The organism is Streptomyces sp. R-07, assembly GCF_049913175.1.
Classification (GTDB): Bacteria; Actinomycetota; Actinomycetes; order Streptomycetales; family Streptomycetaceae; genus Streptomyces.
In genome coordinates this window covers 7,428,877-7,451,340 of record NZ_CP183978.1, presented here as the reverse complement: position 1 = coordinate 7,451,340, position 22,464 = coordinate 7,428,877, and the positions used below count along the sequence as shown (strand labels likewise).

Below are 22,464 nucleotides of genomic sequence, written 5' to 3'. Positions count from 1 at the left end.
CACCTGGCTCATCGGGCCCGGGGAAGGAGACCTTCATGCAGGACGACCCGAGGCCGCCGGACGGGCCTCGGAAGGGGCCGGAGGACGGGGTGCGTCACGGCCGGAACGAGACCGAGGAGGAGCGTGCCGACCGGCGCTGGCAGGAGCTCATCCAGGAGATCCGGGTGGCGCAGACCGGCGTGCAGATCCTCCTCGGCTTCCTCCTCACCGTGGTGTTCACCCCGCACTTCCAGGGCCTCCAGCAGACCGACAAGACGACCTACATCGTCACGGTCGTCCTCGGATCGCTCGCGACGGGCGCGCTCATCGGCCCCGTCTCCCTCCACCGGATCGTGGCGGGCCGCCGGGTCAAACCCCGGGCGGTCACCTGGGCCTCACGCATGACCTTCGTCGGTCTGATCCTGCTCCTGGCGACCCTGACGTCGGCCCTCTTCCTGGTCCTGCGGGTGGTCACGCACGACGCGTACGTGCCCTGGCTGGTCGGCGGCGTACTCGCCTGGTACCTGGTGTGCTGGTTCGCGCTGCCCCTGTGGATCCGTTCCCGTCACACCAGCGGCGAGTGAGTCGTCAGGTGTCGGTGTCCGACGTGCCGGGGCCGATCCTCAGCTCGAAGTCCCCGTCGTACTTCTCGTGGCCGGCGATCACGGCGAGTTCGACGGCCTCCTCCCCCCGCTCGCCCCGGACGATGAGCGGGTCCTTGCGCAGATCCCTCATGAGCGCCACGCACATGCCGATCATCACGAGCACGAACGGCGCCGCCACCAGGATGGTGAGGTTCTGCAGGCCGGCGAGCGCGTCGCCCTGCCCGTCGCCGATGAGCAGCATGATCGCGGCGACCGCACCGGTCACCACGCCCCAGAAGATCACCACGGGGCGGGTGGGTTCGAAGGCGCCGCGCTGCGAGAGCGTGCCCATGACGATGGAGGCGGCGTCCGCGCCCGAGACGAAGAAGATGCCCACCAGGACCATCACGAGCAGGCTCATCGCGCCCGCGGCCGGGAACTCCTGGAGGACACCGAAGAGTTGCCCCTCGGGCGTGGTCTCCCCCGCGAGGTCGCCCTGCTCGCTGAGCTTCATCGCCGTGCCGCCGAAGACGGCGAACCAGACGAGGCTGACGGCGCTGGGGACCAGGATGACTCCGCCGACGAACTGCCGGATGGTCCGGCCCCGGCTGATGCGGGCGATGAACATGCCGACGAAGGGCGTCCAGGAGATCCACCACGCCCAGTAGAAGACGGTCCAGCTGCCCAGCCAGTCATGGATCTTGGCGCCGCTGGTGGCCTCGGTGCGGCCGGCCAGCTGCGGCAGGTCGCCGAAGTAGGCGGCGAGCGAGGTGGGCAGCAGGTCGAGCACGATGATGGTGGGGCCGGCCACGAAGACGAAGACGGCGAGCACGGCGGCGAGCACCATGTTGGTGTTGGAGAGCCACTGGATGCCCTTCTCCACACCGGAGACGGCGGACAGGACGAAGGCCACCGTCAGGACGGCGATGATGGCGACGAGCAGCCCGGTGCCGGTCTTCTCCATCCAGCCCAGTTCCTCGAAGCCGCTGCCGATCTGGAGCGCGCCGAGGCCGAGCGAGGCGGCGGAGCCGAAGAGGGTGGCGAAGATGGCCAGGATGTCGATGAAGCGGCCCGGACCGCCGTACGCCCGCTTCTCGCCCATCAGCGGGACGAAGACCGCGCTGATGGTCTGGCGGCGCCGGCGCCGGAACGTCGAGTACGCGATGGCGAGTCCGACGACGGCGTAGATCGCCCACGGGTGGAGCGTCCAGTGGAAGAGCGTGGTGGCCATGGCGGTCTGCATCCGCTCCGCCGAGTCGACGGGGTGGGTGCCGGGCGGTGGGGTGGCGTAGTGGGCGAGCGGTTCGCTCACGCCGTAGAACATCAGGCCGATGCCCATGCCGGCGCTGAACATCATGGCGATCCACGACACGGTACGGAACTCGGGGCCCTCGTTCTCCTGGCCGAGCGTGATCCGGCCGTAGCGACTGACGGCGAGCCACAGCGCGAAGACGACGAAGCCGGAGGCGGCCAGCATGAACGCCCAGCCGCCGTTGCGGATCAGCCCGTCGAGAAGGGTGGTGGAGGCGTCCTCCAGGCTCTCGGTGGCGGTGGCTCCCCAGACGACGAAGGCCACGGTGAGGACGGCGGTGACACCGAACACGATCCGGTCGGTGCGGGCGCGGTGGTGGTGCTCGGGGCGGCCGGGAAGGTCCGCCGTCACCGGCAGCAGCCCTTCCCGGCCGGTCCGTTCGGCGCCCGCTCGACGGCCTTCCGACCTCTGATCTTCCTGTGACACAGGCGGCACCTTTCACGGCATTACGGAACAAACAGACAATGTCTCCGTAAGGCAGTACCACAAGGGCGGCCCAGGACCGTGGATTCAGCGGCGGTGGATTCAGAACACCTCGGACTCGGTGAAGAGTTCGTTCACCCACTGGGCGCTCGCCTCGGCGCACCCCGTGGTCGGGGTCCCGGGGAAGAGGCGGAACCACGAGACGGCCCGGCCCAGTGCGCCGAGCCGGGTGGCAAGCGCCGCGGCACGGCGGAGCTCCGGGAGGCTCGGCCCCAGGTCGGTCCAGGGTTCCAGATACGCGTCGCGCAGCCGGTGCGCATGCTCGGGGCCGTGACGTTCCCGGACGGCGCGGGCGGGGACCAGGAGGCTGGTGAAGGGGTGGGCGATGTTGGCGTCGCCCCAGTCGAAGAAGGTGAAGCGGCCGGCGGCGGGGGCGAGGAGCTGGGCGTCGTGCAGGTCGCAGTGGTCGAGCGAGTCCGGGATGCCGTACGCGTCGAGCTCCTCGCACCAGTCGAGGAGCCGGGGCCGCCGGCCCCGGAGGGCACGGCGGGTGTCCGGGTCCAGGGCGGCGTTGCCCTCGACGAGTCCGTCGAAGACACGGGGCAGTTCTCCGGTGCGGCCGCCGGGCACACCGAGGGCGGCCATCCGTTCCGTGTACGGGGTCAGGGCGCGCTGCATCCGCGCGTACTGGCCGAGTGCCACAGCCCAGGACTCCGGCCCGGCGTCGCCGGCGTCGAGCACGTGCCGGAAGAGGGGCCCGCCGTCGGGGAGGAGCGACCAGCCCCGCGCGGCGTCGACCGCGAGCGGGGTCACGACGTGCTCGGGCACCCAGTCGGCGAGCGCACCGCCGAGGGCGGCCTCGAAGGCGGCGTCCGGGGCGCTCGCCTTGAACCACACCACCTCGCGCTCCCCGGCTCCGGTCCGGAAGCGCACGAGGATCGACCAGGGCCGGACCCTGACCTCACGGGGGCCCGCCTCCGCCAGACCGTGCCGGGCGAGCTCCCGCTCCGACCAGCCGAGGGCGGCGGCCTGCCAGGCCTCTTCCTCCCAGGGGGTGACCGCATCCGCGAACCGCCCGCGGTCGACCGTCATGGATATCGCTTGTCCCATCGGGCGATTCCACCACCGGGAGGCGTTCGGCGCACCCGAAATACCCGTGGGGCCCGCCCGAGACACAGAACAGCCTTAGAGATATTCGTATACCAAACCAGCGAGCGAGACCACCCCCACTTGGGCATGCGACGGGCCTTAACCGCACCTCCCGATCTCCACCCTTGTCCGACCCTCGCCGCTTGGTATACAAAACTGGGAGTCGTCGGCCACTCCCGCAAGGAGCACCACATGTGCCTCGAAGCCACCCCGCCGCCCTCCCCCTCGGTGACCCGCCGCGGCGTCCTCGCGGGTGCGGCCGCGCTCGCCGGCACCGTGGCCGTGTCCGGCACCGCGGCGGCCGCCTCGCCCGGGACAGGCGCGGACCGGAGCTCCGGAACCCCCGCCGGGGGCGACCTCGTGATCCGGGGCGGCACCCTCCTGGACCCGGCCACCGGCGAGGTCACCGAGAACGCCGTCGTCGTCATCGAGGGCGGAACCGTGCGCGCGGCGGGCCGCGAGGGTGTCGTCACCGTGCCGAAGGGCGTCGAGGTCCTCGACGCCCACGGCCGCTGGGTCCTGCCGGGCCTGGTGGACGCACACATCCACCTCAGCACCGCTGCCGAGGCCCGCGACGCCGTCCGCCAGGGCGCGACCAGCGCGCGCAGCGGATCGACCACCTTCTACCAGGACATCGCCGTCCGCGAACTCGCCCGGCACAGCCCCGCGCTCGCACCCCGCCTGACGGCCGCCGGCGTGTTCGTCACCCCGGACCTCGGCGACACCGTCCTCGCCGACCCCGACCTCACCCCGCTCGTACGCCTCAAGGACGGCGTGCGCTCGGCCGAGGCGCTGCGCCGCGTCGTCGAGGTCAACCTCGCCCGAGGCGCGGACGTCATCAAGACGCGCGTGAACGAGCGCGCCGGAGTCCCGGAACAGGACCCGCTGGCCCAGGTCTACTCGTACGAGCAGCTCGCCGAGATCGTCGCCGCCGCCCGGCGGCGCGGCAAGGGCGTCCTCTGCCACAGCTACAGCGAGCAGGGCTGCCACGACGCCGTCACGGCCGGCATCCGCTCCCTGGAACACGGCGCGTTCGTCGGCGAGCGCACCCTGCGCGAGATGCGTCGCAGGGGTACGTACTTCACCCCCACCCTCTCCGCCATCGCCGGCATGATCGACTCCCCGAACCCGATCCTCGCCGAGCGCGGCCGCACCTACCTCCCCGTGCTGAAGCGGGCCGTCCTCGCCGCGCACGAACTCGGCGTCCCGCTCGCCGCCGGCACCGACTCGTCGGGCGGCACCGTTCGCCCGATCGGCCGCGAGGTCGAACTCATGCGTGCCGCGGGACTGTCCGCGCTCGACGCCCTCCGCACCGCGACCACCGGCGCCGCCCGCCTCCTCGGCGTGCAGCACAAGGTGGGCCGCCTCACCCGGGGCTTCACGGGCGACGCGATCCTCGTGACCGGCGACCCGCTCACGGACGTGACGGTCCTCAAGCAACCGGTGCGCGTGGTACGGGCGGGCATCGCGCTCTGACAACGCCCCGCCGGACCGGGCCGGGTCCGCGGGACGGTGCCCGCGCCCGTCGGGGCGGCACCCGAGCAACGGCCGGCGTGACCGGCGCCCACGCCCTCGACGAGCAGCTCGACACGGTCTTCGGCATCGCGGACCGGCACGGCGTGGGCGTGGACATCCACCTCCACGACCGTGGCGAGAAGGGCATGCAGGCGATGCGCGGGATCGTCGAGCGCACCCGCGCCCTGTCGCTCGCCGGCAAGGTCACCGTCAGCCACGTCTTCTGCCTGCCGGGTCTGACGGACCGTGAACTTGGCATGATCGCCACCGACTTGGGCGAGCAGGACATCGCCCTGACCACGGTCGCACCGTCCGACTCCCTGGTGCTGCCGATCGCCCGGCTGCGCGAGCACGGCGTGCGGGTCGGGCTCGGTTCCGACGGTGTGCGTGACTCCTGGAGCCCGTTCGGGGACGCCGACATGATGCACCGCGCGCACATCCTCGGGTGGGTGACGGACGTGCGTCTCGACGACGAGCTGAACGAGTGCTACCGCGTGGCGACCCACGGCGGCGCGGACGTCATGGGCCTGGCGCACGCCGACTTCAGGCCCGGCGCGCCGGCGGACTTCGTCCTGGTGCGCGGCGAGTGCCTGCCGCAGGTCGTCGTCGACATGCCGCGCCGGGACATGGTGGTCCACGGCGGTGTGGTCGTGGCCCTCGACGGGGAGTTCCTCGCCTGAGAACGAGGGACCACGCCCCTTGACCGACGGTCGGGCACTCCGCTCGGGTGCCCGACCGTCTCCCGTTCAGAAACCCTCGGCTCCTACAGGTACGGGCGCGTGATCAGCTCGAACGCGTGCCCGGCGGGGTCCTTGAAGTAGACGCCGCGGCCGCCGTGTTCGGTGTTGGTCTCGCCGGGCCGCTTCATCTGCGGATCGGCCCAGTGCTCGACGCCCTGGTCGCACAGCCGCGCGTACGCCCGGTCGAAGAGCTCGTCGTCGACGAGGAACGCGTAGTGCTGCATCTGGATCTCGACCGGGGGCTCGGCGAACTGGATCAGTACACCGTCGGCGAGCTGGACGTTGAGGAAGGGACCCCAGGACGGCGCCTCGGGGAGTTCCAGCAACTCCCGGAAGAAGCGCGCCGATTCGTCGCGGTTCTTGGCGGCGATGATGGTGTGGTTGAACGTGACTGCCATGTGGATGACCTCGCTGTGGGTTCGGCACGAAGAAGGATGGACTCGCAGTGCTCGAGCACTGGGGAGGTCCGCGTGCCGGTCCCCGGGGGTGCTGGTGTCGCACCCGCCGAGCGGTCAGTCGTCCACCGGATGGCCCGTCTGTGTGTGGCGTCGCAGCGCCGGTCCGGTGTTCACGTCGAGCGACGGTACTTGATCGATCCTGTCGTGGCAAGGCCGGATCCGTGCGTGCCCGGAGCCTTGCCACGCCGCGGGGGTCACCCTATCGTCCCGGACAGAAAGCGCTTTCCATCCCTTGGGGGGCGGCTCCCCGAGGGCTGCCCACCGACGGTTTCTTCCGAACTGTCGGACTGTTCGAGGACGAGAAGGACGAGAAGGACGGCGAGCATGAGACGACCCATCGCACTTCGGCTCCAAGCGGCACTGACGACACTGGCCCTGGCGGCCGCCACCGCGGCGGTCCTGTCACTGCCCGAGGCGGCGGCGGCGACCGGCGGCGCCACCGGCTACGCGACCCAGAACGGCGGGACCACCGGCGGCGCGGGCGGGCAGACGGTACGGGCCACCACGGGAACCGCGATCCACGCCGCGCTCTGCGCCCGGGCGAGCAGCAGCACACCGCTCACCATCGAGGTCGAGGGCACGATCGACCACTCCAACACCGCCAAGGTGTCCGGCCCGAGCTGCAACACCGCCGACGGGGTGATCGAGCTCAAACAGATCAGCAACGTCACGCTCGTCGGCGTCGGCAGCGGTGCCGTCTTCGACCAACTCGGCATCCACATCCGCGAGTCGAGCAACATCATCGTCCAGAACGTGACCGTCCGGAACGTCAAGAAGTCGGGCTCCCCCACCTCCAACGGCGGTGACGCCATCGGCATGGAGAGCGACGTCCGGAACGTCTGGGTCGACCACGTCACCCTGGAGGCGTCGGGCGGGGAGTCGGAGGGCTACGACGGCCTGTTCGACATGAAGGACAACACCCGATACGTGACGCTGTCCTACAGCATCCTGCGCAACTCCGGCCGCGGCGGGCTCGTCGGCTCCAGCGAGACGGAGCTCTCGAACGGCTTCATCACGTACCACCACAACCTGTACGAGAACATCGACTCCCGCGTGCCCCTGCTGCGCGGCGGGACCGCCCACATGTACGACAACCACTATCTGCACCTGAACGAGTCCGGCATCAACTCCCGCGCGGGTGCGCACGCCAGGGTGGACAACAACTACTTCGAGGACTCCAAGGACGTCCTCGGCACCTTCTACACCGACGCGGCCGGGTACTGGCAGGTCGGCGGCAACGTCTTCGACAACGTGACCTGGTCGAGCCCCGCGAGCGAGTACCACCCGGCGGGGCCGAACCCGCAGTCGAACACCACGGTGAGCATCCCGTACGCCTTCACCCTCGACGACGCGGCCTGTGTGCCGAGCGTCGTGAGCCGTACGGCGGGCGCCGGCAAGGGCCTCCAGGTGTCGGACGGCAGCTGCTCGCCCCAGACACCGACGCCCACGCCCACGCCGACCCCCACGCCGACCGCGACAGCCACCCCCACCCCCACGCCGTCACCCACCCCGCCCGGCGGGACGAACCTCAGCATCGGGGCGGGCTCGGACGGCTCCAGCAAGGCCACCGGGACGAGCTACGGCAACGTCCGGGACGGCGACATGAGCACCTACTGGTCCCCGGCCGGCACGACCGGCTCCGTGTCCATCAAGTGGGGCACCGCCACCGCCGTCTCCGCGATCGACATCCGGGAGACGGCGGGGACCACGGGCCGCATCGGGTCCTGGCGGGTCGTCGACGGCGACACGGGCACCGTCCTGGCCTCCGGCAGCGGGGCGGGCGCCATCAGCTTCCCCCGGACCTCGCTGACCAAGGTCACCTTCGAGATCACCGGCGCGAACGGGACGCCGCAGGTGGCCGAGTTCGAGACGTACGCCGGGTAGCCCCGCCGCCTCGGCTCACTCCGCCCCGGTCACGAACTCCCGGTCGCCGTACCGCACCTGCGCCTGGTCCCAGTCGGCGCCGAGGGCGGTCGTGAACCTGCGGACCAGCGGCAGGTCGTCGACCCGGGCGACGAGGACGAGCCGGCCGTCGAGGGTGACGGAACCGCCACCGAGCTTGTCGCGGGCCTCCGGGTCCGCGACGAGCGCTTCGCGCAGGCTACTGACGCCGACACCGGGGACCTCGATCTCGACCGCGTCGGTCTCCGGTGCCGCGCGCGGCAGGCAGCGGAAGGTGAGGACCGCCTCCTGGAGGTACTGCTTGGCGATGACGCCGGCGATGTGGTGAAGGCCGTCGCGGCCGACCCGCTCGACGTCGAACTCCCGGGAACGCTCGTACGTCGCCTGCTTCAGCTCGTCGGACCAGAAGACGCCGTCGAGGAGCTCCGAGGCGCCCGGCCGTGCGCCGTTGGCGCGGATGATCTGCCGTACCTCGTGACCGAAGCGGGTGAGGCGGGTGTCCAGCCGGGGGTCGTCGGGGTCGGTGATGATCGCGGTGTTGTCGGTCGCGAAGATCTCCGCCGCCGGGCAGTCCTGGGCGGCGGGGCTCGCGTACGCGCCGGGAGCACTCCCGATGCCCAGCAGCAGGGCGGTGACGGTCGAGGCGAGAAGGCGGGCGCGGCGGCCGGTGGTCAGGTTCCTCATGGCGTGATCAACGAGTCGGGGTGAAGATCGTTGCGACACGGGACCACCCACCCGCGGCCCCGCGCGACCATGCCGGACGCCGGGACACTCGCCCGGCGCGTGGATGATCAGGCAGGCACGAGCTGGGCCAGGCCCAGGACGAGGAGGGTGAGACCGAAGGTGAACTCCTCGTCCTGGGAGACGGACGTGAGGCTTCGGGCGGTCCGGAGCAGGGCGGGGTAGCCGGCCGGGTCGAGTCCCCGGTAGAAGGCGGCGAGTTCCGCGCCGTTGTCGGGGGCGGCGGCCGGGCCGTGCTGCTGGGCGGTGAAGCCGATGACGTAGTGCGTGACGGCGGTGAAGGCGCGGGCGGCGAGGTCGGCAGGCAGACCGTGGTCCAGGAGGGCCGCGAGGACGCGTTCGCGCTGGGCGAGTCCGTGGGGGCCGACCGGTACGTGGGCGATGAGCAGCGGCAGGGTGTGGGGGTGGCGGCGCAGGGTGTCGTGGAACCGGTGGGCGGTGACCGTGAGGACCTCCCGCCAGTCGGCCGGGGCGGCGGCGAGGCCGTCGAGGTCGGCCTTGCCCAGGACGCAGTCGACGACGTACGCCATGATCTCGTCCTTGCCGTCGAAGTGACGGTAGAGCGTGGCGGTACTGGAGTTCAGGGCCTCGGCCAGCATGCGCAGGGAGAACGCCTGGACGCCGTGCTCGTCGACCAGGCGCAGGGCGGTGTCGACGATCCGCGCGGTGTCGAGCGAGGGTCGGCCGCGCCGGGGCCCGGCCGAGGGCGTGGGCGCGGGGCGCGCGGCCCACCAGGCCGGGCTGCCGGGGATTGGCGGGGTGGCGGGCATGACGGCGGGCTCTCTCTCGCTGTGCGTGGTCGCCGGGGGCCACCGGCGACCGTCGGCGGGTGCGTGGCCACCGTACCCGCCGAGCGCGCGCCCCGAGCGGCGTCAGCCGACGGGGAGGCCGCCGGTCAGCGCGCCGATGGCGGGGAGCGCATCCGCGATGTCGTCGTCGGCCGGGGCGGAGACGTGGCCGATGTGGCCGTCCGGGCGGATGAGCAGGAGCGTGTCCTCGGTGATTCCGTACGCGCTGAGCAGCATCGCTTCCCGTGGGGTACGGGGCGTGGTGTGCGGCAGCGCGGTGTGGCGGCGCAGGGGGACGCCGGTGCTCGGCCAGGGGGGGCGGCGCGCGGCGGCGGCCGCGCGGGCGCCGAAGGCGAGGGCGGTGAAGTGCGGGCCCCGGTAGAGGTCGAAGAGCCTGGTGGCCGCGGCGGTGGGGTCGGGCAGCGGGGCGTCGGGGGCGCGGTCGCCGCAGCGCAGGGTCGCGGTGCGGGGTGCGTCCGCAGGGGCGAGCGGGCCGCCGAAGTAGGAGATGTCCAGCTGGTGTTCGCCCGGGCCGCGGGTGAGCCGGCCGGGGCGGGTGCGGCGCAGCCCCTCGTAGAGTTCGGTGGAGCGGCCGAGGACCCGGGCGGCGACGGGGCGCCGCTCGTCCTCGTAGCTGTCCAGGAGTGAGGCACCGGCGCCGGCGAGGGCCTGGTGGAGTTTCCAGCCGAGGTTGTACGCGTCCTGGACGCCGGTGTTGAGGCCCTGCGCTCCGGCGGGGGTGTGGACGTGCGCGGCGTCGCCGCACAGCAGGAGCCGGCCGTCGCGGTAGCGCTCGGCGAGGCGGACGTTGGGGCGGAAGACGGAGGTCCAGCTGACGTCGCGGAGGGTGAGGGAGCGGCCGGCCCGGCGTCGGACCAGTTCGGCGAGGTGGGTCTCGGTGGGGGCGGAGGTCTCGGCGGGGTCTCCGGGCCGCGTTCTGATCATGATCTGGAAGCGGCCGTCACCGCCGGGCAGGGGGCATGCCGCGACGCCGCGGCCGCCGGTGCGGGGCCAGATGTGCCAGTGGTCGCGGGAGAGTCCGTCGACGGCGGCGTCGACGAGGATCATCCGGTCGGCCTCGTCGGTGGCGCCCTCGAAGGCGATGCCCGCGGCCTTGCGCACGGTGCTGGAGCCGCCGTCGGCACCCACGACGTACCGGGCCGTCAGGAGGCGGCCGTCGTCGAGGCGTACGGCACACGTCTCGGCGTCCTGGGTGATCTCCTCGGCCCGGACGCCGAACTCGACACGCACGCCCAGGCGTTCGACGGCGTCGTGGAGGAGGGCCGTGGTGGCGTACTGAGGGAGGAGCAGGACGTCGGGGTAGGGCGTACCCGCGCTGCCGGGTGCGGTGGCGTGCATGCGCCAGGACTTCGTGAAGGGGCCGAGGTGCAGTCCCATCGGCGGGTAGGGACCGCCGGCCGCGAGGGCGGCGTCGGCCAGGCCGAAGTCGTCGAGCACTTCCAGGGTGCGCGGCTGGACGCCTTTGGCGCGCGAGCCCTCGAACCGTTTCCCCTCCTGCTCCACGAGCCGGACCGCGAGCCCCCGGCGGACCAGGTCGAGGGTGAGGGCGAGCCCCACGGGACCCGCGCCGATGACGAGGACGTCGACCGTCGCCGTACCTGTGTCGTCCATGTCTGCCGCTCCTCGTCGATCCCGTGACTCCGGCCGCACAGCATTTAACGGCTACAGTGTATCCATAAATAATGCTCCTGAAGAGCCGCCGCCTGTCCACCATCACGACGCCACCCCCGTCCCCGCCCAACGGCCGTGGCACATAGGGTCGGACGCATGGTGAGTGAATTCAGTGAGGCGTTCCTTCTGGAGGCCGAGCGGCATGCCGCCTGGGGCGCGGCCCAGCTCGAGGTCCTGGGCTCCTTCCTGCCCGACGGGCCGTGGACCGCGGACCTGTCGTCCTGCGTCTACCGGCAGGGCGGACTGGAACTGCGCGTGGCCGTACTCGGCACGTACGACACGGAGGAGCGGTCCTGGATGTGGGGCTGGGCGAATCCGGGGCTCCGGGACACCGAGGTGGTGGAGCTGCCCGCCGCGATCGCCCGTTACGGACAGGCGCACGGCATCCGCGAGCTGACCGAGGAGGTCCTCGACCTCTCCGGCTTCGACGACCCCCGGCGCGCCGCGGAGACGCTGGCGTTCACCGGGATGGGAGTGGCGGACACCCACGGGTACATCGGCGTGCCCGCCGGCCCCGGGACCCGGATCTACTTCCTGCCGGACGACGCCCGGGTGCCGCGCGCCGAGCTCGAACCGGTCTCGCTCCCCCGGATGCTGCTCACGGGCGCCGGGCTGATCGGGCACTCGCCGCGTCAGGTCGTCGGCGGCTACTTCGACCATCACGGGGTGCCCCAGCGCGTCGAGGACGACCGGATCGTCGCCGAACTCCCGGCCGGCAACGTCGCCGAGGTCCACTTCGACGAGCTCGGGCGCATCGCGGGCATCGACGTCAAGGTGCTCCCTTCGGGGTCGCGCGCCTGAACGTCCCGCCGACTCCCGCCGCGGGCCGCGCCTGAACGTCCGGCCGACTCCCGCCGCCAGTCACCGCCTGAACGTCCGGCCGACTCCCCGCGCCGGGCCGCACCGGGTCACACCGAGCGCGCGCCCGGCGGCGCTCACAACTCCTTGCCTGAAGGAGTGCCTGCCCGGGCCAGGCCCCGCATCAGGGACGGTTATATGCGCCGTACACCTATCAACGTCCCGGTGGGGCATTCAGCTATCCGGTGACGACTTGTCGCCAAAGGGTCACCCTTCATGTCCACGCGGTGCAAGGTGGGACAGATCGCCTGCGGGCCGGCGGAGGCCCGCGCGAGAGGAGTGGTGCCGTGCTGAACGACTTCTTCGACCGCCTCCGGCGGAGCGGCAACGGCGCGGGTGGGCGCGGTCCGGCGTCGACCCCCGCGAATCTCGTCCTCGACGCGGACTTCTCCTCTACCGAGCAGTGGGTCGCGGGCCGCTCGTGGGCCTATCCCGACGGCGGCCCGACCAACCCCGGCGACAACAAGCTCGACCACCTGGTGGAGGACCCCGCGTACAGCCGGACGGGGACCTTCCGGGCCACCCGCAGGACCGACGGTCTCTGGGACGCCGGGCTGCTGACGACGGAGGGCAGCGAGGAGGGATTCCTGGTGCGGACGGGCGACGTCCTGGAGGCCCGGGTGCGGCTGCCCGTGGAGACGGGAGCCTGGCCGGCGATCTGGACCTGGCGCGACGGCGGCCAGGAGATCGACGTCTTCGAGTACCACCCCGACAACCCGGACCTCCTGGAGCTGTCGAACCGGGTGCGGGGCAGGTACCTCTACTTCCGGGACCCGGCGGTCCAGCCCGGGGCCTGGGTCGACCTCCGGGTGGAGTTCGGGGCGCGCTCCGTGGTGTGGTGGGTCAACGGCGCCCGCGTCTTCGCCGACCGGCGCGGGGTGGGGCGTTCGTGGCGGGCCCACCTCATCGTGAACCTCTCGGTCTGCGCGGGCCAGTACCACCCGGCGCCCGACCCGGAGGCGTCGGAGATGTCGTACGAGGTGGCGGAGTTGCGCGTGTACCGGGACTGAACACCCGCCCCTCCCCCCCTTCCTTCAGCGGTCCGCGAGCAGCGTGCGCAGGCCGGCGGCGAGGCACTCGTACTCCTCGGCCCGGTTGTAGATCTGCCCGGAGATCCGGATGCCGCCTCCGTCGGGCCAGGCCCAGATCAGCACCCGGCAGCCGAGCCGGGCGGCGATCTCCTCGCGCAGCGCGGCGGCCTCCCCCTGTGTGCGGGCGAGACCGCGGGGCAGGCGCAGCGACCTCATCGCGAGGCCCTCGGTGTACGGCAGCGGGGTCAGGCCGGGGACGCCGGCCAGCGACTCGGCTCCGTGGCGTACGAGTGCGCTGTTGTGGGCGCGGACGCGTTCGGCACCGAGCCCGGCGATCAGGTCCAGTCCCTCGGGGGCGGCGAGCCAGCCGGTGTAGTCGGCGGTGGCCCGGTACTCGACGGCGCGCGGGAAGCCCCGGTCGTCCTCCCAGGAGGGCACGGGCGCGGGCACCCGGGCCCGGTGGGCGGGGGCCACCGCGAGGACGGCGCTGCCCGGCGGGGCGTACGCCCATTTGTGCAGGTTGCCGAACCAGAAGTCGGGGCGGCCCGCGAGCGGTTCGGCGAGCATGCCGGGTGCGTGGGCGCCGTCGACCACCGTGGTGACTCCCCGCTCGCGCAGCTCGGCCAGCAGCCGGGGTCCGGCGACGGTCCGGGCGGTGGGTGAGCTGATCTGGTCGAGGAGCGCCACCTTGGTCCGGGGCGTGAGCCCGGCGATCACCGTCTCGCGCACCGCGTCCTCGTCCGGCAGGGCGGGGTCGAGGGCGACGGTGACCGTCCGGGCCCGGCGGGCCGCCGACGCGACGACCGTGCCGTAGCCGTGGTCGGTGACCAGCACCTCGTCGTCGGCGTCCAGACGCAGGGCGTCGAGGGCGAGTCCGGCGGCCTCGGTGGCGTTCGTGACGAAGGCGATGCCCTCGGGGTCGGCGCCCAGGTGGGCGGCGACGCGTCCGCGGGCCTCGGCGACGCGGTCGGGGACGCCGAGGAAGAAGGCGTCGGGGTCGGCCGCCGCCTCGGCCGCGAGCTCCCGGTGGGCCCGGGCGACCGGGAGCGGTACGGCGCCGAAGGAGCCGTGGTTGAGGTGGGCGGGTTCCGGGGCGAGCCGGAAGAGTTCCGGCCCGCCCGGGAAGTCGGCAGGCGCCACGCCCGGCCGGTCCCCGGCCACGCCCGGCCGGCCTCCCGGCGCGCTCGCCGTACCTCCGAGCGTGCTCATCGGACCTCGACGGTGACGGTCCGGCCGGGGGCGACCCGGGTACGGACGACGGTGTAGGTCGCTCCGTCGACGACCTCGGTACGGGCCGGGCGGCGGACTCCGTCGACGGCGACGGTGTCGTGGGCGCCCGGGAAGCGCGCCTCCCAGGTGTAGGCCTCGTTGCCCGTGGTGTGGGTGAGGGTCGAGCGGCGGTCCGTGTCGTGCCGGAGGGTGAAGGCGGAGTCCCCGACCCGCAGGTCCTCGATGCTGAGCCATTCCATGCCGGAGGGCAGTCGCGGCTGGGTGGTGAGCGTGCGGGCGGGGGCGTTCGGGGTGACACCCATGAGCCCCTGGACGGTCTGGGCGACGAGGGTGAAGGAGACCTCGGGGTAGTCGCCGTTGGTGCCCTGGCGGGTGTTGACGTGCTGGACGTCCTTCTGGGCGTAGACGTGGCGCATCCACTTCCAGGCGGTGTCGGCGCGGTTGCCGGTGAGGAAGGTGTCCGGGAGGTAGGTGAGCGCCTCGATGTTGTCGGGGCGTCCGGCGCCTTCGGCCTGGGCGTCGATGTAGTCGAGGTACGCCTCGCGGCGGGCGCCGGGATCGATGATCCCCTTCATCGGCATGAACCAGCTGTTCTCCTTGCCCCAGCCGGTGAGGGCGCGCCCGTCGGTGGTGTAGCCGCGGACCATGTCGGCGCCCGAACCGGTGCCGCTCCAGGTGGAGTTGAAGTACGCCCTGAGGTCGCGGGCGCGGCGCTCGAAGCGGGCGGCCGTCGTGTGTTGGCCCTTGGCGCGGGCGAGGGAGGCCATCGCGCGGTAGGCCTGGTACTGGGAGCCGATGGCGTCGCCCGCCTCGGTGAGCGGTTCGTCGCTCTGCTCGTTGTAGCTGGCGGTGCCCTGGAAGATGCCGTGGCCGGTGCCTTCGGCGACCTGGACGGGGCCGTTGTCCTTCTGTCCGTCGTGGAGGGTGACGAACTCCTCGGTGGTGTGCCGGTAGAACGCCCACAGGGCGGGGTCGTCGAGGTAGGCGGGGTCGCCGCTCCAGCGGTAGGCCTCCTCGGCCTTCTGGACCAGTTCGAAGGGCGCGGGCACCTCGCGGACGAAGAGGCTCGGGCCCCGGTAGTCGATGGAGAGGGGGGTGCGGTTGTCGAAGTTGAGGGCCCACACCGGGTAGTAGGCGTGCTCCGCGGTGGCGGTGGCCGCGAAGGCGCGCAGCATCTCCTTGTTCTCGGCGTGCAGGCCGAGGACCCCGGCGCCGGCGAGCTGGTGGGCCGCGTCGCGGGAGTAGTAGCCGCTGCGGTTGGCGTAACCGGCCCAGTAGGAGGGGGCGTAGACGCCGGTGCCGGTGCCGCCGGTCTGCCGTTCGTCGGCGTCGAGGGGGCCCTGGGTGCCGGGGAGGTGGACCCAGCTGTTGGCCTTGCCCTTGGCCCAGTCGAACATGGCGACGACCTCGGGGTCGCTGGAGGTGACCCGCGGGTCGGCGGGGGCCGCCGGGGAGACCATGACGTCGTCGACGTTGATCCAGCCCTGGCCCGACGCGAAGGCGATCTCCAGGCGGTCGCCCGGGACGAGCGCGATCCGGCCGAGGGTGTGGCGGCGGTAGTTCGCGGCGGCGGGCAGGGTGCGTTCGGCGACGGCGGCGCCGTTGATCCGGAGGGTGTAGCGGCCGCCGGGGCCGCCGGTGGCGATCCAGGCGGAGACGAGATAGCTGCCGTGGCCGGTGGCCGTGACGGTCTGGGAGACCTTCATGCCGCTGCCGGCGTCGAGGTACGCGAGACGGCTCCCGGCGTGCGGGTTGTTGACCGCGACTCCGGTGCCGTCGGTGAACTCCCAGCCGGTGCCGCCCTGTTCGAAGCCGGGGTCGGTCACGGTCAGCAGGGCCGGGGCGGCCGGAGGGGCGGGGTCGGCGTGGGCCGCGGTGAGCGGGGCGAGGAACGCGAGGGCGGCGGCGAGCAGCAGCGTCGTACGGGAACGCGTCATGAGGGTCTCTCCCGGATCGGGTGATCGGTCGGCGCGCGGCACGCTAACAACCCCTCCCGAAGACTTGCAAGAGATTCGACAATCATCAGCAGCCTGTCCAACTGAAAGTTTTCAATGATGGATTGCAACTCTGATCGGTCCGCTTGTAGTGTCCCGCCCCATGACAGACAGAGACCCCGGAAGACGACCGGCACGGCGACACGTCCTTCGCATGGGAGGCGGCGCCCTGGCGCTCGCCCTCACCGGCTGCTCGGGAAGCGGCGCCGGCCCGAGCGGCGGCGCCGCCGGAGACCCGCGCAAGGGCCGGATCACGGTCTGGTCCTGGCAGGGCCCGGCGGCCGAACTCAAGGCCCTGATACCGGAGTTCAACAAGGCATATCCGGACATCCAGGTCACCGTGGAGGACATCGGCAACCCGGCGATCTGGGACAAGATCACGGCCGGCCTGGCCGCCGGCGGGCAGGGTCTCGCCGATGTCCTGCACATCGGCGTCGACTATCTCCCGGGGTACGTCGAGCACTTCCCCGGCGCCTTCGCCGACCTCGCCCCGCTGGGCGCGACCGCCCACAAGGACGCCTTCGCCCCCGGCCTCTGGCAGACCGTCTCGCCCGACGGGAAGCGGGTCGACGCCCTTCCCTGGGAGGCGAACTCGGCCGGCTTCTACTACCGGGCCGACCTCTTCGAACGCGCCGGTGTCGACGTCGAGGCCCTGCAGACCTGGGACGAGACCATCGAGGCCGGCAGACGCCTCAAGGCGAAGACCGGCGCCCATCTCCTCGGCATCGACAAGCCGGCCTCACAGCCCGACGCCGCCAACTTCTTCCAGATGCTGCTCCAGCTCCAGGGCGCCTTCTACTTCGATCTGGGGGGCCGCATCACCCTGGACTCCCCCGAGGCCGTCCGCGCCATGACGCTCATCAAGACGATGAACGACGCCGGGCTCGTCAGCGATCTCGCCGGCGGGTGGAACGCCCTCATGAGCTCCCTGAAGCGGGGCACCGCGGCCGTGCTGCCCTGGCCCACCTGGTTCGGCGGAATCATCGAGGAGCAGGTGCCCGGCGAGGCCGGCAAGTGGAAGGTCCGGCTGCCCCCGGCCGTCCGCCGCGGCGGCGCCACCGCGGCCACGGTGAACTCCACCCACCTAGCCGTCGCCGGCAGCAGCACGCAGCAGGCCGCCGCCTGGTCCTTCGTCGAGTTCGCGCTGACCCGTCCCGCCTCCCAGGTGCGGATCTACCGCGGCAAGGGCATCGCGCCCGCCCTCCTCAAGGCGTACGAGGACCCCGTCTTCCACCAGCCGTCGGCCTTCTTCAGCGGGCAGCGCAAGGGCGAGGTCTTCCTCGCCGCGCTCAAGGCCCCCAGCCCCGCCGTGAACTACACCTCCGACTACGCCCGGGCCCTGAAGCTCGTCACCGACGCCCAGTCCAAGGTGCTGCTCGGCGGCGCCGACCCGGCGAAGGTGCTGACCGAGGCGGCCCGCGAACTGGCCCGCCAGACCGGCCGGAAGGCCGCCCGATGACGGTCACCACCCCGGTGGCCCGGTCCGCGCCGGCCGTCGTGCGCCACCGGCGGCGGCGCGGCCGGGCCGCCCCGTACCTCTTCGTCCTGCCCGCCGTGCTGCTCTTCGCCGTGTTCAAGCTGTACCCCATCGGCCGGTCCTTCCTGCTCAGCCTGCACCGCACGGTCGGCGGCACCGAGACCTTCGTGGGTGCCGACAACTATGTACGCCTCGCCGACGACCCGCTGTTCTGGACCGCGCTGCGCAACACGGGGGTGATCCTCGCCGTCCAGGTGCCGCTGATGCTGGCGCTCGCCACCGCGCTCGCGGTCGCGCTCGACTCCACGCTCCTGCGCGGCCGGCCGGTCTTCCGGCTCGGCTTCTTCCTGCCGATGGTCACCGGCCTCGTCGCGTACGGCATCGTCTTCTCGGTCCTCCTCAACAAGGACTACGGGCTCGTCAACTGGCTCCTCGGGCTGTTCGGAGCGGACCCGGTGCCCTGGCTGACCGACCCGCTGTGGGCGCGGATCTCCCTGGGCCTGGCACTGACCTGGCACTACACCGGCTACAACGCCGTGATCCTGCTGGCCCGGCTGCAGACCGTCCCGCGCGAGCTCTACGACGCGGCCGCCGTGGACGGCGCCGGGGCACTGGGCGCGTTCCGGCACGTCACCCTGCCGGGGCTGCGCCCCGCACTGCTGCTCACCACCGTCCTGTCCACCATCGGCACGCTCCAGCTCTTCGACGAGCCGTACGTCCTCACCGGCGGCGGGCCGGACAACGCGACCCTGACCATCGGCGTGTACCTCTACCAGAACGCCTTCAAGTACTTCGACTTCGGCTACGCCTCGGCCGTGGCGTACGCCCTCACCGTCCTCGTCGGACTGCTCGGCCTGATCCAGTTCCGCCTCCTCGGGGAGAAGTCGTGACCAGCCGCCACCCGGGCCGGAGCATCCTGCTCACCTCCGGGCTCGCCCTCGCCCTGGCCGCCGTCGCGGTCCCCTTCTACTGGCTGGCCGTCGGCGCCACCCACAGCTCGCGGGAGATCTTCGACAGCCCGCCGCCCCTGCTGCCCGGCGGGCACCTCGCGGAGAACCTCGCCACCCTCCAGGAGACGGCGGACTTCGGCCGGGTCGTCCTCAACTCCCTGGGCATCGCCCTCGTCTACACGGTCCTCGCCGGCACGGTGTGCACCCTCGCCGGATACGGCTTCGCCACCTACCGCTTCCGCGGCCGCGAGGCCCTCTTCGGGCTCCTCATGCTCGGTCTGGTCGTGCCCGCGCAGATCACCCTCGTGCCGCTCTTCACGATGATGGCCGAGCTGCGGTGGCTGGACACCTACCAGGCGGTGATCGCCCCGAACCTGGCCCTGCCCTTCGGCATCTTCCTGATGCGCCAGTCGATGGCCGCGCTCCCGACGGAACTCCTGGACTCCGGCCGGATGGACGGCTGCGGAGAGCTCCGGCTCCTGTGGCGGGTCGCCCTGCCCCCGATGCGCCCCGCCCTCGCGGCGCTCGCCCTGTTCCTCTTCCTGTACCAGTGGAACGACTTCGTCTGGCCGCTGATCGTGCTGCGCGACGACAGCACGTTCACCATCCCGGTGGCGCTCGCCTCCCTCCAGGGCCTGGACGAGACCGACTACGGCGCCATCCTCGCCGGCACCGCCGTCGCCGCCGTCCCCATGGCGGTGGTGTTCCTCGCCCTCCAGCGCCACTTCGTCTCCGGCCTCCTCGCGGGCGCCGTGAAGGAATGAACAAGCCGATGCAGACACAGCAGACACAGCAGCACACCGACCACCCCCGTCCGGCCGTCCCGGTGACCACCGCGCACGCCGCCCCGGCCCCCGCCGAGCCGCTGCTCGACGACGTGTCGGTCGCCGTCCTCGCCCCTGGCCATCCCGAGGTGACCCCCTCGTGGGAACTGACCGTCCTCGCGGACGGGCTGCGGATGCTCGCCGTCCACGCGGACGGCGTCCCCGTCGAGATCCGCCTCTCGGTGCCGCTCGGCGACGCGGCGGGCTACTGGCATCCGCAAGCCGGCTGGCGGCGCACCCTGGTCGCCGACTGGGAGGGCCGCGGTCGCGTCAGCCTGGTCGACGGGGCTCCCGTCGGCTGTCTGTACGCGCACTCCGGCGCCACCCTCCTCACCTTCGCCGTCGCCGACCCGGTCCCCGAGGCGGACATCCGCTTCGGGGTCTCGGAGGAGAACGACACCCACGTCGTCCATCTGAGCCTCCCCGCCTCCGCGGAGCCGCACCGGCTGCTGCTCGTGCCGCGCGCGCCGTCGGTCGCGTCCGCCCTCCGGCCGCTGCGCGCGTGGTTCGCCGCCGCCCACCCGCCGATGCCGGTGCCGGACGCGGCCCGGCTCCCGGTGTACTCGACCTGGTACGCCTTCAACCAGGACGTCTCCGCCGCCGCCGTCGAGGCGCAGGCCCGCCGCGCCGCCGAACTGGGCTGCGGAGCGCTGATCCTCGACGACGGCTGGCAGCGCTTCGGCAACGGCCGGGGCTACGCCGGCTGCGGCGACTGGCAGCCGGACCCGGCCAAGTTCCCCGACCTGGCCGGGCACGTGGCACGGGTGCGCGCCGAGGGACTGCGCTATCTGCTCTGGGTCGCGCCCCTCCTCATCGGGCCCGGGGCCGACTGCCACGACCGCTGGGCCGCGTCGGCGCCCGCCCCGGCCACCGTCCCCGGCGCCCGGGTGCTCGACCCGCGCCTCCCCGGGGTCCGCCGGCACGTCGTCGAGCTGTGCGTCTCCCTCGTCCGCACGTACGGACTCGACGGGCTCAAGCTGGACTTCCTCGACGAGGCGGCGGTGTACGCGGGCGACGGCGCGGGGGACGTGGGCCTGGCGATGACCGGGCTCCTCGCCGAGCTGCGCCGGGCCCTGGAAGCCGTACGGCCCGAGGTGCTGCTCGAACTGCGCCAGCCGTACACGGGCCCCGGCATGGCGCCGTACGGGAACATGCTGCGCTCCCTCGACTGCCCCGCGGACGCGACCGCCAACCGGGTGCAGACCCTCGACACCGCGCTGCTCGCCGTGGGCGGGGCCGTCCACTCCGACATGCTGATGTGGTCCCGCTCCGCGCCGGTCGAGGCGGTGGCCCGGCAGCTGATCGGCGCGCTCCACGCGGTGCCGCAGCTCTCCGTACGCCTGGACGAGGTGCCGCCCGAGCACCTCGCGGCCGTACGGTTCTGGCTCGGGCGCTGGCGGCTCCACCGGGAGCTGCTCCTCGACGGGGCCGTGGAGCCGGGGCGGCCGGACGAGCTGTACCCGGTGGTGGTCGCGTCCCGTGGCGACGAGTGCCTGATGAGCGTCCACGGCGACCGGGTCGCGGTGCTCGACTTCGCCGCGTACCGCCGCATCCACCTGGTCAACGGCTCCGACCGGGACCGGCTGATGGTGGAGGTGACCGGGGGCGGCGGCCGGGTGACCGCCCGGGTCCACGGGCCGGACGGCCGTATGATGGCTGATCCGCCCGCGCACCTGCCGGAAGGGCCCCGCCCGCTGGCCGTACCGCGCGGCGGTCTGGTTTCGCTCGTACTCACGGAAGGACCGCGATGAAGGTCGGCATCACCGACGTCGCAGCCCACGCACAGGTCAGCGAGGCCACCGTCAGCCGGGTGATCAACCGGCGGCAGGGCGTCTCGCGGAAGACCCGCGAGGCCGTCGAGCGGGCGATGGCCGAGCTCGGCTACGAGCGCCCGACCCAGGGCCAGCTGGTCGCGGTCGTCACCGAGTTCGTGTCGAACCCCTTCTTCGCGGACGTCGCCGAGCGCATCGAGTCGGCGCTCGCCCCGCACGGCCTGAAGACGGTGCTCTGCCCCGTCTTCGCCGGCGGGGTGCAGGAGCTGGACTACCTCACCTCCCTCGTCGACAAGGGCATCGCGGCCGTCGTCTTCCTCTCCTCCTCCAACACCGTCGAGGGCGCGGACACCGACGGCTACGAGCTGCTGCGCCAGCGCCGTGTGCCGTACGTCGGGATCAACGGCGAGTTCGCCGACGGCGTGCCCGCCCCGGTCTTCTCCACCGACGACGCACTCGCGGCGGAGCTGGCCGTGGACCACCTCCACCGGCTGGGGCACCGGCGCATCGGCATGGCCTCGGGCCCCTCGGGGAACCGGCCGGCCGACCGGCGGGTCCGGGGCTTCGTCGAGGCGATGGCCCGGCGCGGCATCGACGACGCGGCGCGCTGGGTGGTGCGCCAGTCGTACAGCGTGGAGGGCGGCCAGGCCGCGGCCGCGGCCCTGGTCGGGCTCGGCGCCACCGCGATCGTCGCGGCCAGCGACTTCATGGCGCTCGGCGCCGTCCGGGGCATCCGCCGGCAGGGTCTGTCCGTGCCGGACGACGTCTCGGTGGTCGGCTACGACGGCTCGTCCGTCACCGAGTTCACCGACCCGGCCCTCACCACGGTCCGTCAGCCCGCCGACCGGCTCGCCCTGGAGGTGGGCCGCAGCGTCCTGGCGCTGGTCGGCAACCGCGAGGTCCCCACGGGCGAGCTCCTCTTCGATCCGGAACTGGTCATCCGCGCCTCGACGGGCCCGGCCGCCCGATAGTTCATCTCCCCGACGCGCGCGCCGCAGGGGGGAAGGGTGCGTCGTGGCCAGGGGCGTTGCGTAGGCTCGAACGG

General features: G+C 72.6%; 19 protein-coding genes. 11 read left to right on the top strand and 8 right to left on the bottom strand.

Annotated features, from left to right (window positions below; translation table 11 throughout):
* Positions 1–35 precede the first annotated feature (35 nt).
* On the top strand, positions 36–563 hold the full coding sequence (locus ACN9M0_RS33980; RefSeq protein ID WP_366041829.1) for a DUF6328 family protein: 528 nt from the start codon (positions 36–38) through the stop codon (positions 561–563).
* A gap of 4 nt (positions 564–567) precedes the next feature.
* Here the strand turns inward: ACN9M0_RS33980 and ACN9M0_RS33975 are convergent, their stop codons facing one another.
* The gene (locus ACN9M0_RS33975) at positions 568–2,301 is read right to left on the bottom strand and encodes a BCCT family transporter (protein ID WP_399697377.1); all 1,734 of its coding nucleotides are present in this window, start codon (positions 2,299–2,301) and stop codon (positions 568–570) included.
* A 99-nt stretch (positions 2,302–2,400) separates the two neighbouring features.
* Positions 2,401–3,408 carry an aminoglycoside phosphotransferase family protein gene (locus ACN9M0_RS33970; RefSeq protein ID WP_426404781.1) on the bottom strand — a complete coding sequence of 336 codons (1,008 nt, stop codon included), beginning with the start codon at positions 3,406–3,408 and terminating at the stop codon, positions 2,401–2,403.
* Between the two features lie 231 nt (positions 3,409–3,639).
* Between ACN9M0_RS33970 and ACN9M0_RS33965 the strand changes: the two genes are divergently transcribed.
* Together ACN9M0_RS33965 and ACN9M0_RS33960 are read left to right on the top strand one after the other, a co-directional pair.
* Positions 3,640–4,923, top strand: a complete 1,284-nt coding sequence (locus tag ACN9M0_RS33965) for an amidohydrolase family protein (protein ID WP_426404780.1) — start codon at positions 3,640–3,642, stop codon at positions 4,921–4,923.
* Positions 4,924–5,000: 77 nt separating this feature from the next.
* Entirely contained in the window at positions 5,001–5,642 is a 642-nt protein-coding gene (locus ACN9M0_RS33960; RefSeq protein WP_426404779.1) for an amidohydrolase family protein, read from the top strand.
* Between the two features lie 83 nt (positions 5,643–5,725).
* Here the strand turns inward: ACN9M0_RS33960 and ACN9M0_RS33955 are convergent, their stop codons facing one another.
* Positions 5,726–6,100 (bottom strand): VOC family protein, encoded by a 375-nt coding sequence (locus tag ACN9M0_RS33955; RefSeq protein WP_399697384.1) that lies wholly within the window; start codon positions 6,098–6,100, stop codon positions 5,726–5,728.
* Between the two features lie 384 nt (positions 6,101–6,484).
* Here ACN9M0_RS33955 and ACN9M0_RS33950 point away from each other — a divergent pair, with 384 nt between their 5' ends.
* Positions 6,485–8,044 (top strand): pectate lyase family protein, encoded by a 1,560-nt coding sequence (locus ACN9M0_RS33950; RefSeq protein WP_366041825.1) that lies wholly within the window; start codon positions 6,485–6,487, stop codon positions 8,042–8,044.
* A 15-nt stretch (positions 8,045–8,059) separates the two neighbouring features.
* Here the strand turns inward: ACN9M0_RS33950 and ACN9M0_RS33945 are convergent, their stop codons facing one another.
* The 3 genes from ACN9M0_RS33945 to ACN9M0_RS33935 form a co-directional block, all read right to left on the bottom strand.
* Positions 8,060–8,746: a hypothetical protein gene (locus ACN9M0_RS33945; RefSeq protein ID WP_426404778.1), complete on the bottom strand. Its 687-nt coding sequence runs from the start codon at positions 8,744–8,746 to the stop codon at positions 8,060–8,062.
* A 107-nt stretch (positions 8,747–8,853) separates the two neighbouring features.
* On the bottom strand, positions 8,854–9,573 hold the full coding sequence (locus ACN9M0_RS33940) for a TetR/AcrR family transcriptional regulator (protein WP_426404777.1): 720 nt from the start codon (positions 9,571–9,573) through the stop codon (positions 8,854–8,856).
* 102 nt (positions 9,574–9,675) lie between these two features.
* Positions 9,676–11,223 carry an FAD-dependent monooxygenase gene (locus ACN9M0_RS33935; RefSeq protein WP_426404776.1) on the bottom strand — a complete coding sequence of 516 codons (1,548 nt, stop codon included), beginning with the start codon at positions 11,221–11,223 and terminating at the stop codon, positions 9,676–9,678.
* Positions 11,224–11,379: 156 nt separating this feature from the next.
* Between ACN9M0_RS33935 and ACN9M0_RS33930 the strand changes: the two genes are divergently transcribed.
* The gene (locus ACN9M0_RS33930; protein ID WP_366041820.1) at positions 11,380–12,084 is read left to right on the top strand and encodes a DUF6882 domain-containing protein; all 705 of its coding nucleotides are present in this window, start codon (positions 11,380–11,382) and stop codon (positions 12,082–12,084) included.
* A gap of 344 nt (positions 12,085–12,428) precedes the next feature.
* Positions 12,429–13,151 (top strand): beta-glucanase, encoded by a 723-nt coding sequence (locus ACN9M0_RS33925; RefSeq protein WP_399697394.1) that lies wholly within the window; start codon positions 12,429–12,431, stop codon positions 13,149–13,151.
* Between the two features lie 24 nt (positions 13,152–13,175).
* Here ACN9M0_RS33925 and ACN9M0_RS33920 read toward each other — a convergent pair whose 3' ends face one another.
* Complete coding sequence (locus ACN9M0_RS33920; protein ID WP_426404775.1) at positions 13,176–14,381, bottom strand: aminotransferase class V-fold PLP-dependent enzyme; 1,206 nt, start codon at positions 14,379–14,381, stop codon at positions 13,176–13,178.
* On the bottom strand, positions 14,378–16,339 hold the full coding sequence (locus tag ACN9M0_RS33915) for a hypothetical protein (RefSeq protein WP_426404774.1): 1,962 nt from the start codon (positions 16,337–16,339) through the stop codon (positions 14,378–14,380). The genes ACN9M0_RS33920 and ACN9M0_RS33915 overlap by 4 nt, the downstream gene beginning before the upstream one ends.
* A gap of 211 nt (positions 16,340–16,550) precedes the next feature.
* Here ACN9M0_RS33915 and ACN9M0_RS33910 point away from each other — a divergent pair, with 211 nt between their 5' ends.
* From ACN9M0_RS33910 to ACN9M0_RS33890, 5 genes are read left to right on the top strand one after another with little or no spacing between them, the layout of a single operon-like run.
* Entirely contained in the window at positions 16,551–17,855 is a 1,305-nt protein-coding gene (locus tag ACN9M0_RS33910) for an ABC transporter substrate-binding protein (RefSeq protein WP_426404773.1), read from the top strand.
* The gene (locus ACN9M0_RS33905; RefSeq protein ID WP_366041815.1) at positions 17,852–18,763 is read left to right on the top strand and encodes a carbohydrate ABC transporter permease; all 912 of its coding nucleotides are present in this window, start codon (positions 17,852–17,854) and stop codon (positions 18,761–18,763) included. The genes ACN9M0_RS33910 and ACN9M0_RS33905 overlap by 4 nt, the downstream gene beginning before the upstream one ends.
* Positions 18,760–19,587, top strand: coding sequence for a carbohydrate ABC transporter permease (locus ACN9M0_RS33900; RefSeq protein ID WP_399697401.1), 828 nt, complete (start codon positions 18,760–18,762; stop codon positions 19,585–19,587). Before ACN9M0_RS33905 ends, ACN9M0_RS33900 begins: the two co-directional genes overlap by 4 nt.
* 8 nt (positions 19,588–19,595) lie before the next feature.
* Positions 19,596–21,398 (top strand): glycoside hydrolase family 36 protein, encoded by a 1,803-nt coding sequence (locus ACN9M0_RS33895; protein WP_399697403.1) that lies wholly within the window; start codon positions 19,596–19,598, stop codon positions 21,396–21,398.
* A complete protein-coding gene (locus ACN9M0_RS33890; RefSeq protein WP_366041812.1) occupies positions 21,395–22,390 on the top strand; it encodes a LacI family DNA-binding transcriptional regulator in 996 nt (331 codons plus the stop codon). The genes ACN9M0_RS33895 and ACN9M0_RS33890 overlap by 4 nt, the downstream gene beginning before the upstream one ends.
* Positions 22,391–22,464: the final 74 nt, after the last annotated feature.

What these genes read in the sequence shown, in the direction of transcription:
- ACN9M0_RS33980 (WP_366041829.1), top strand. Translation starts at nt 36, where the DNA reads ATGCAGGACGACCCGAGGCCGCCGGACGGGCCTCGGAAGGGGCCGGAG.
- ACN9M0_RS33970 (WP_426404781.1), bottom strand. Translation starts at nt 3,408, where the DNA reads ATGGGACAAGCGATATCCATGACGGTCGACCGCGGGCGGTTCGCGGAT.
- ACN9M0_RS33965 (WP_426404780.1), top strand. Translation starts at nt 3,640, where the DNA reads ATGTGCCTCGAAGCCACCCCGCCGCCCTCCCCCTCGGTGACCCGCCGC.
- ACN9M0_RS33955 (WP_399697384.1), bottom strand. Translation starts at nt 6,100, where the DNA reads ATGGCAGTCACGTTCAACCACACCATCATCGCCGCCAAGAACCGCGAC.
- ACN9M0_RS33950 (WP_366041825.1), top strand. Translation starts at nt 6,485, where the DNA reads ATGAGACGACCCATCGCACTTCGGCTCCAAGCGGCACTGACGACACTG.
- ACN9M0_RS33945 (WP_426404778.1), bottom strand. Translation starts at nt 8,746, where the DNA reads ATGAGGAACCTGACCACCGGCCGCCGCGCCCGCCTTCTCGCCTCGACC.
- ACN9M0_RS33940 (WP_426404777.1), bottom strand. Translation starts at nt 9,573, where the DNA reads ATGCCCGCCACCCCGCCAATCCCCGGCAGCCCGGCCTGGTGGGCCGCG.
- ACN9M0_RS33935 (WP_426404776.1), bottom strand. Translation starts at nt 11,223, where the DNA reads ATGGACGACACAGGTACGGCGACGGTCGACGTCCTCGTCATCGGCGCG.
- ACN9M0_RS33930 (WP_366041820.1), top strand. Translation starts at nt 11,380, where the DNA reads ATGGTGAGTGAATTCAGTGAGGCGTTCCTTCTGGAGGCCGAGCGGCAT.
- ACN9M0_RS33920 (WP_426404775.1), bottom strand. Translation starts at nt 14,381, where the DNA reads ATGAGCACGCTCGGAGGTACGGCGAGCGCGCCGGGAGGCCGGCCGGGC.
- ACN9M0_RS33915 (WP_426404774.1), bottom strand. Translation starts at nt 16,339, where the DNA reads ATGACGCGTTCCCGTACGACGCTGCTGCTCGCCGCCGCCCTCGCGTTC.
- ACN9M0_RS33910 (WP_426404773.1), top strand. Translation starts at nt 16,551, where the DNA reads ATGGGAGGCGGCGCCCTGGCGCTCGCCCTCACCGGCTGCTCGGGAAGC.
- ACN9M0_RS33905 (WP_366041815.1), top strand. Translation starts at nt 17,852, where the DNA reads ATGACGGTCACCACCCCGGTGGCCCGGTCCGCGCCGGCCGTCGTGCGC.
- ACN9M0_RS33895 (WP_399697403.1), top strand. Translation starts at nt 19,596, where the DNA reads ATGCAGACACAGCAGACACAGCAGCACACCGACCACCCCCGTCCGGCC.
- ACN9M0_RS33890 (WP_366041812.1), top strand. Translation starts at nt 21,395, where the DNA reads ATGAAGGTCGGCATCACCGACGTCGCAGCCCACGCACAGGTCAGCGAG.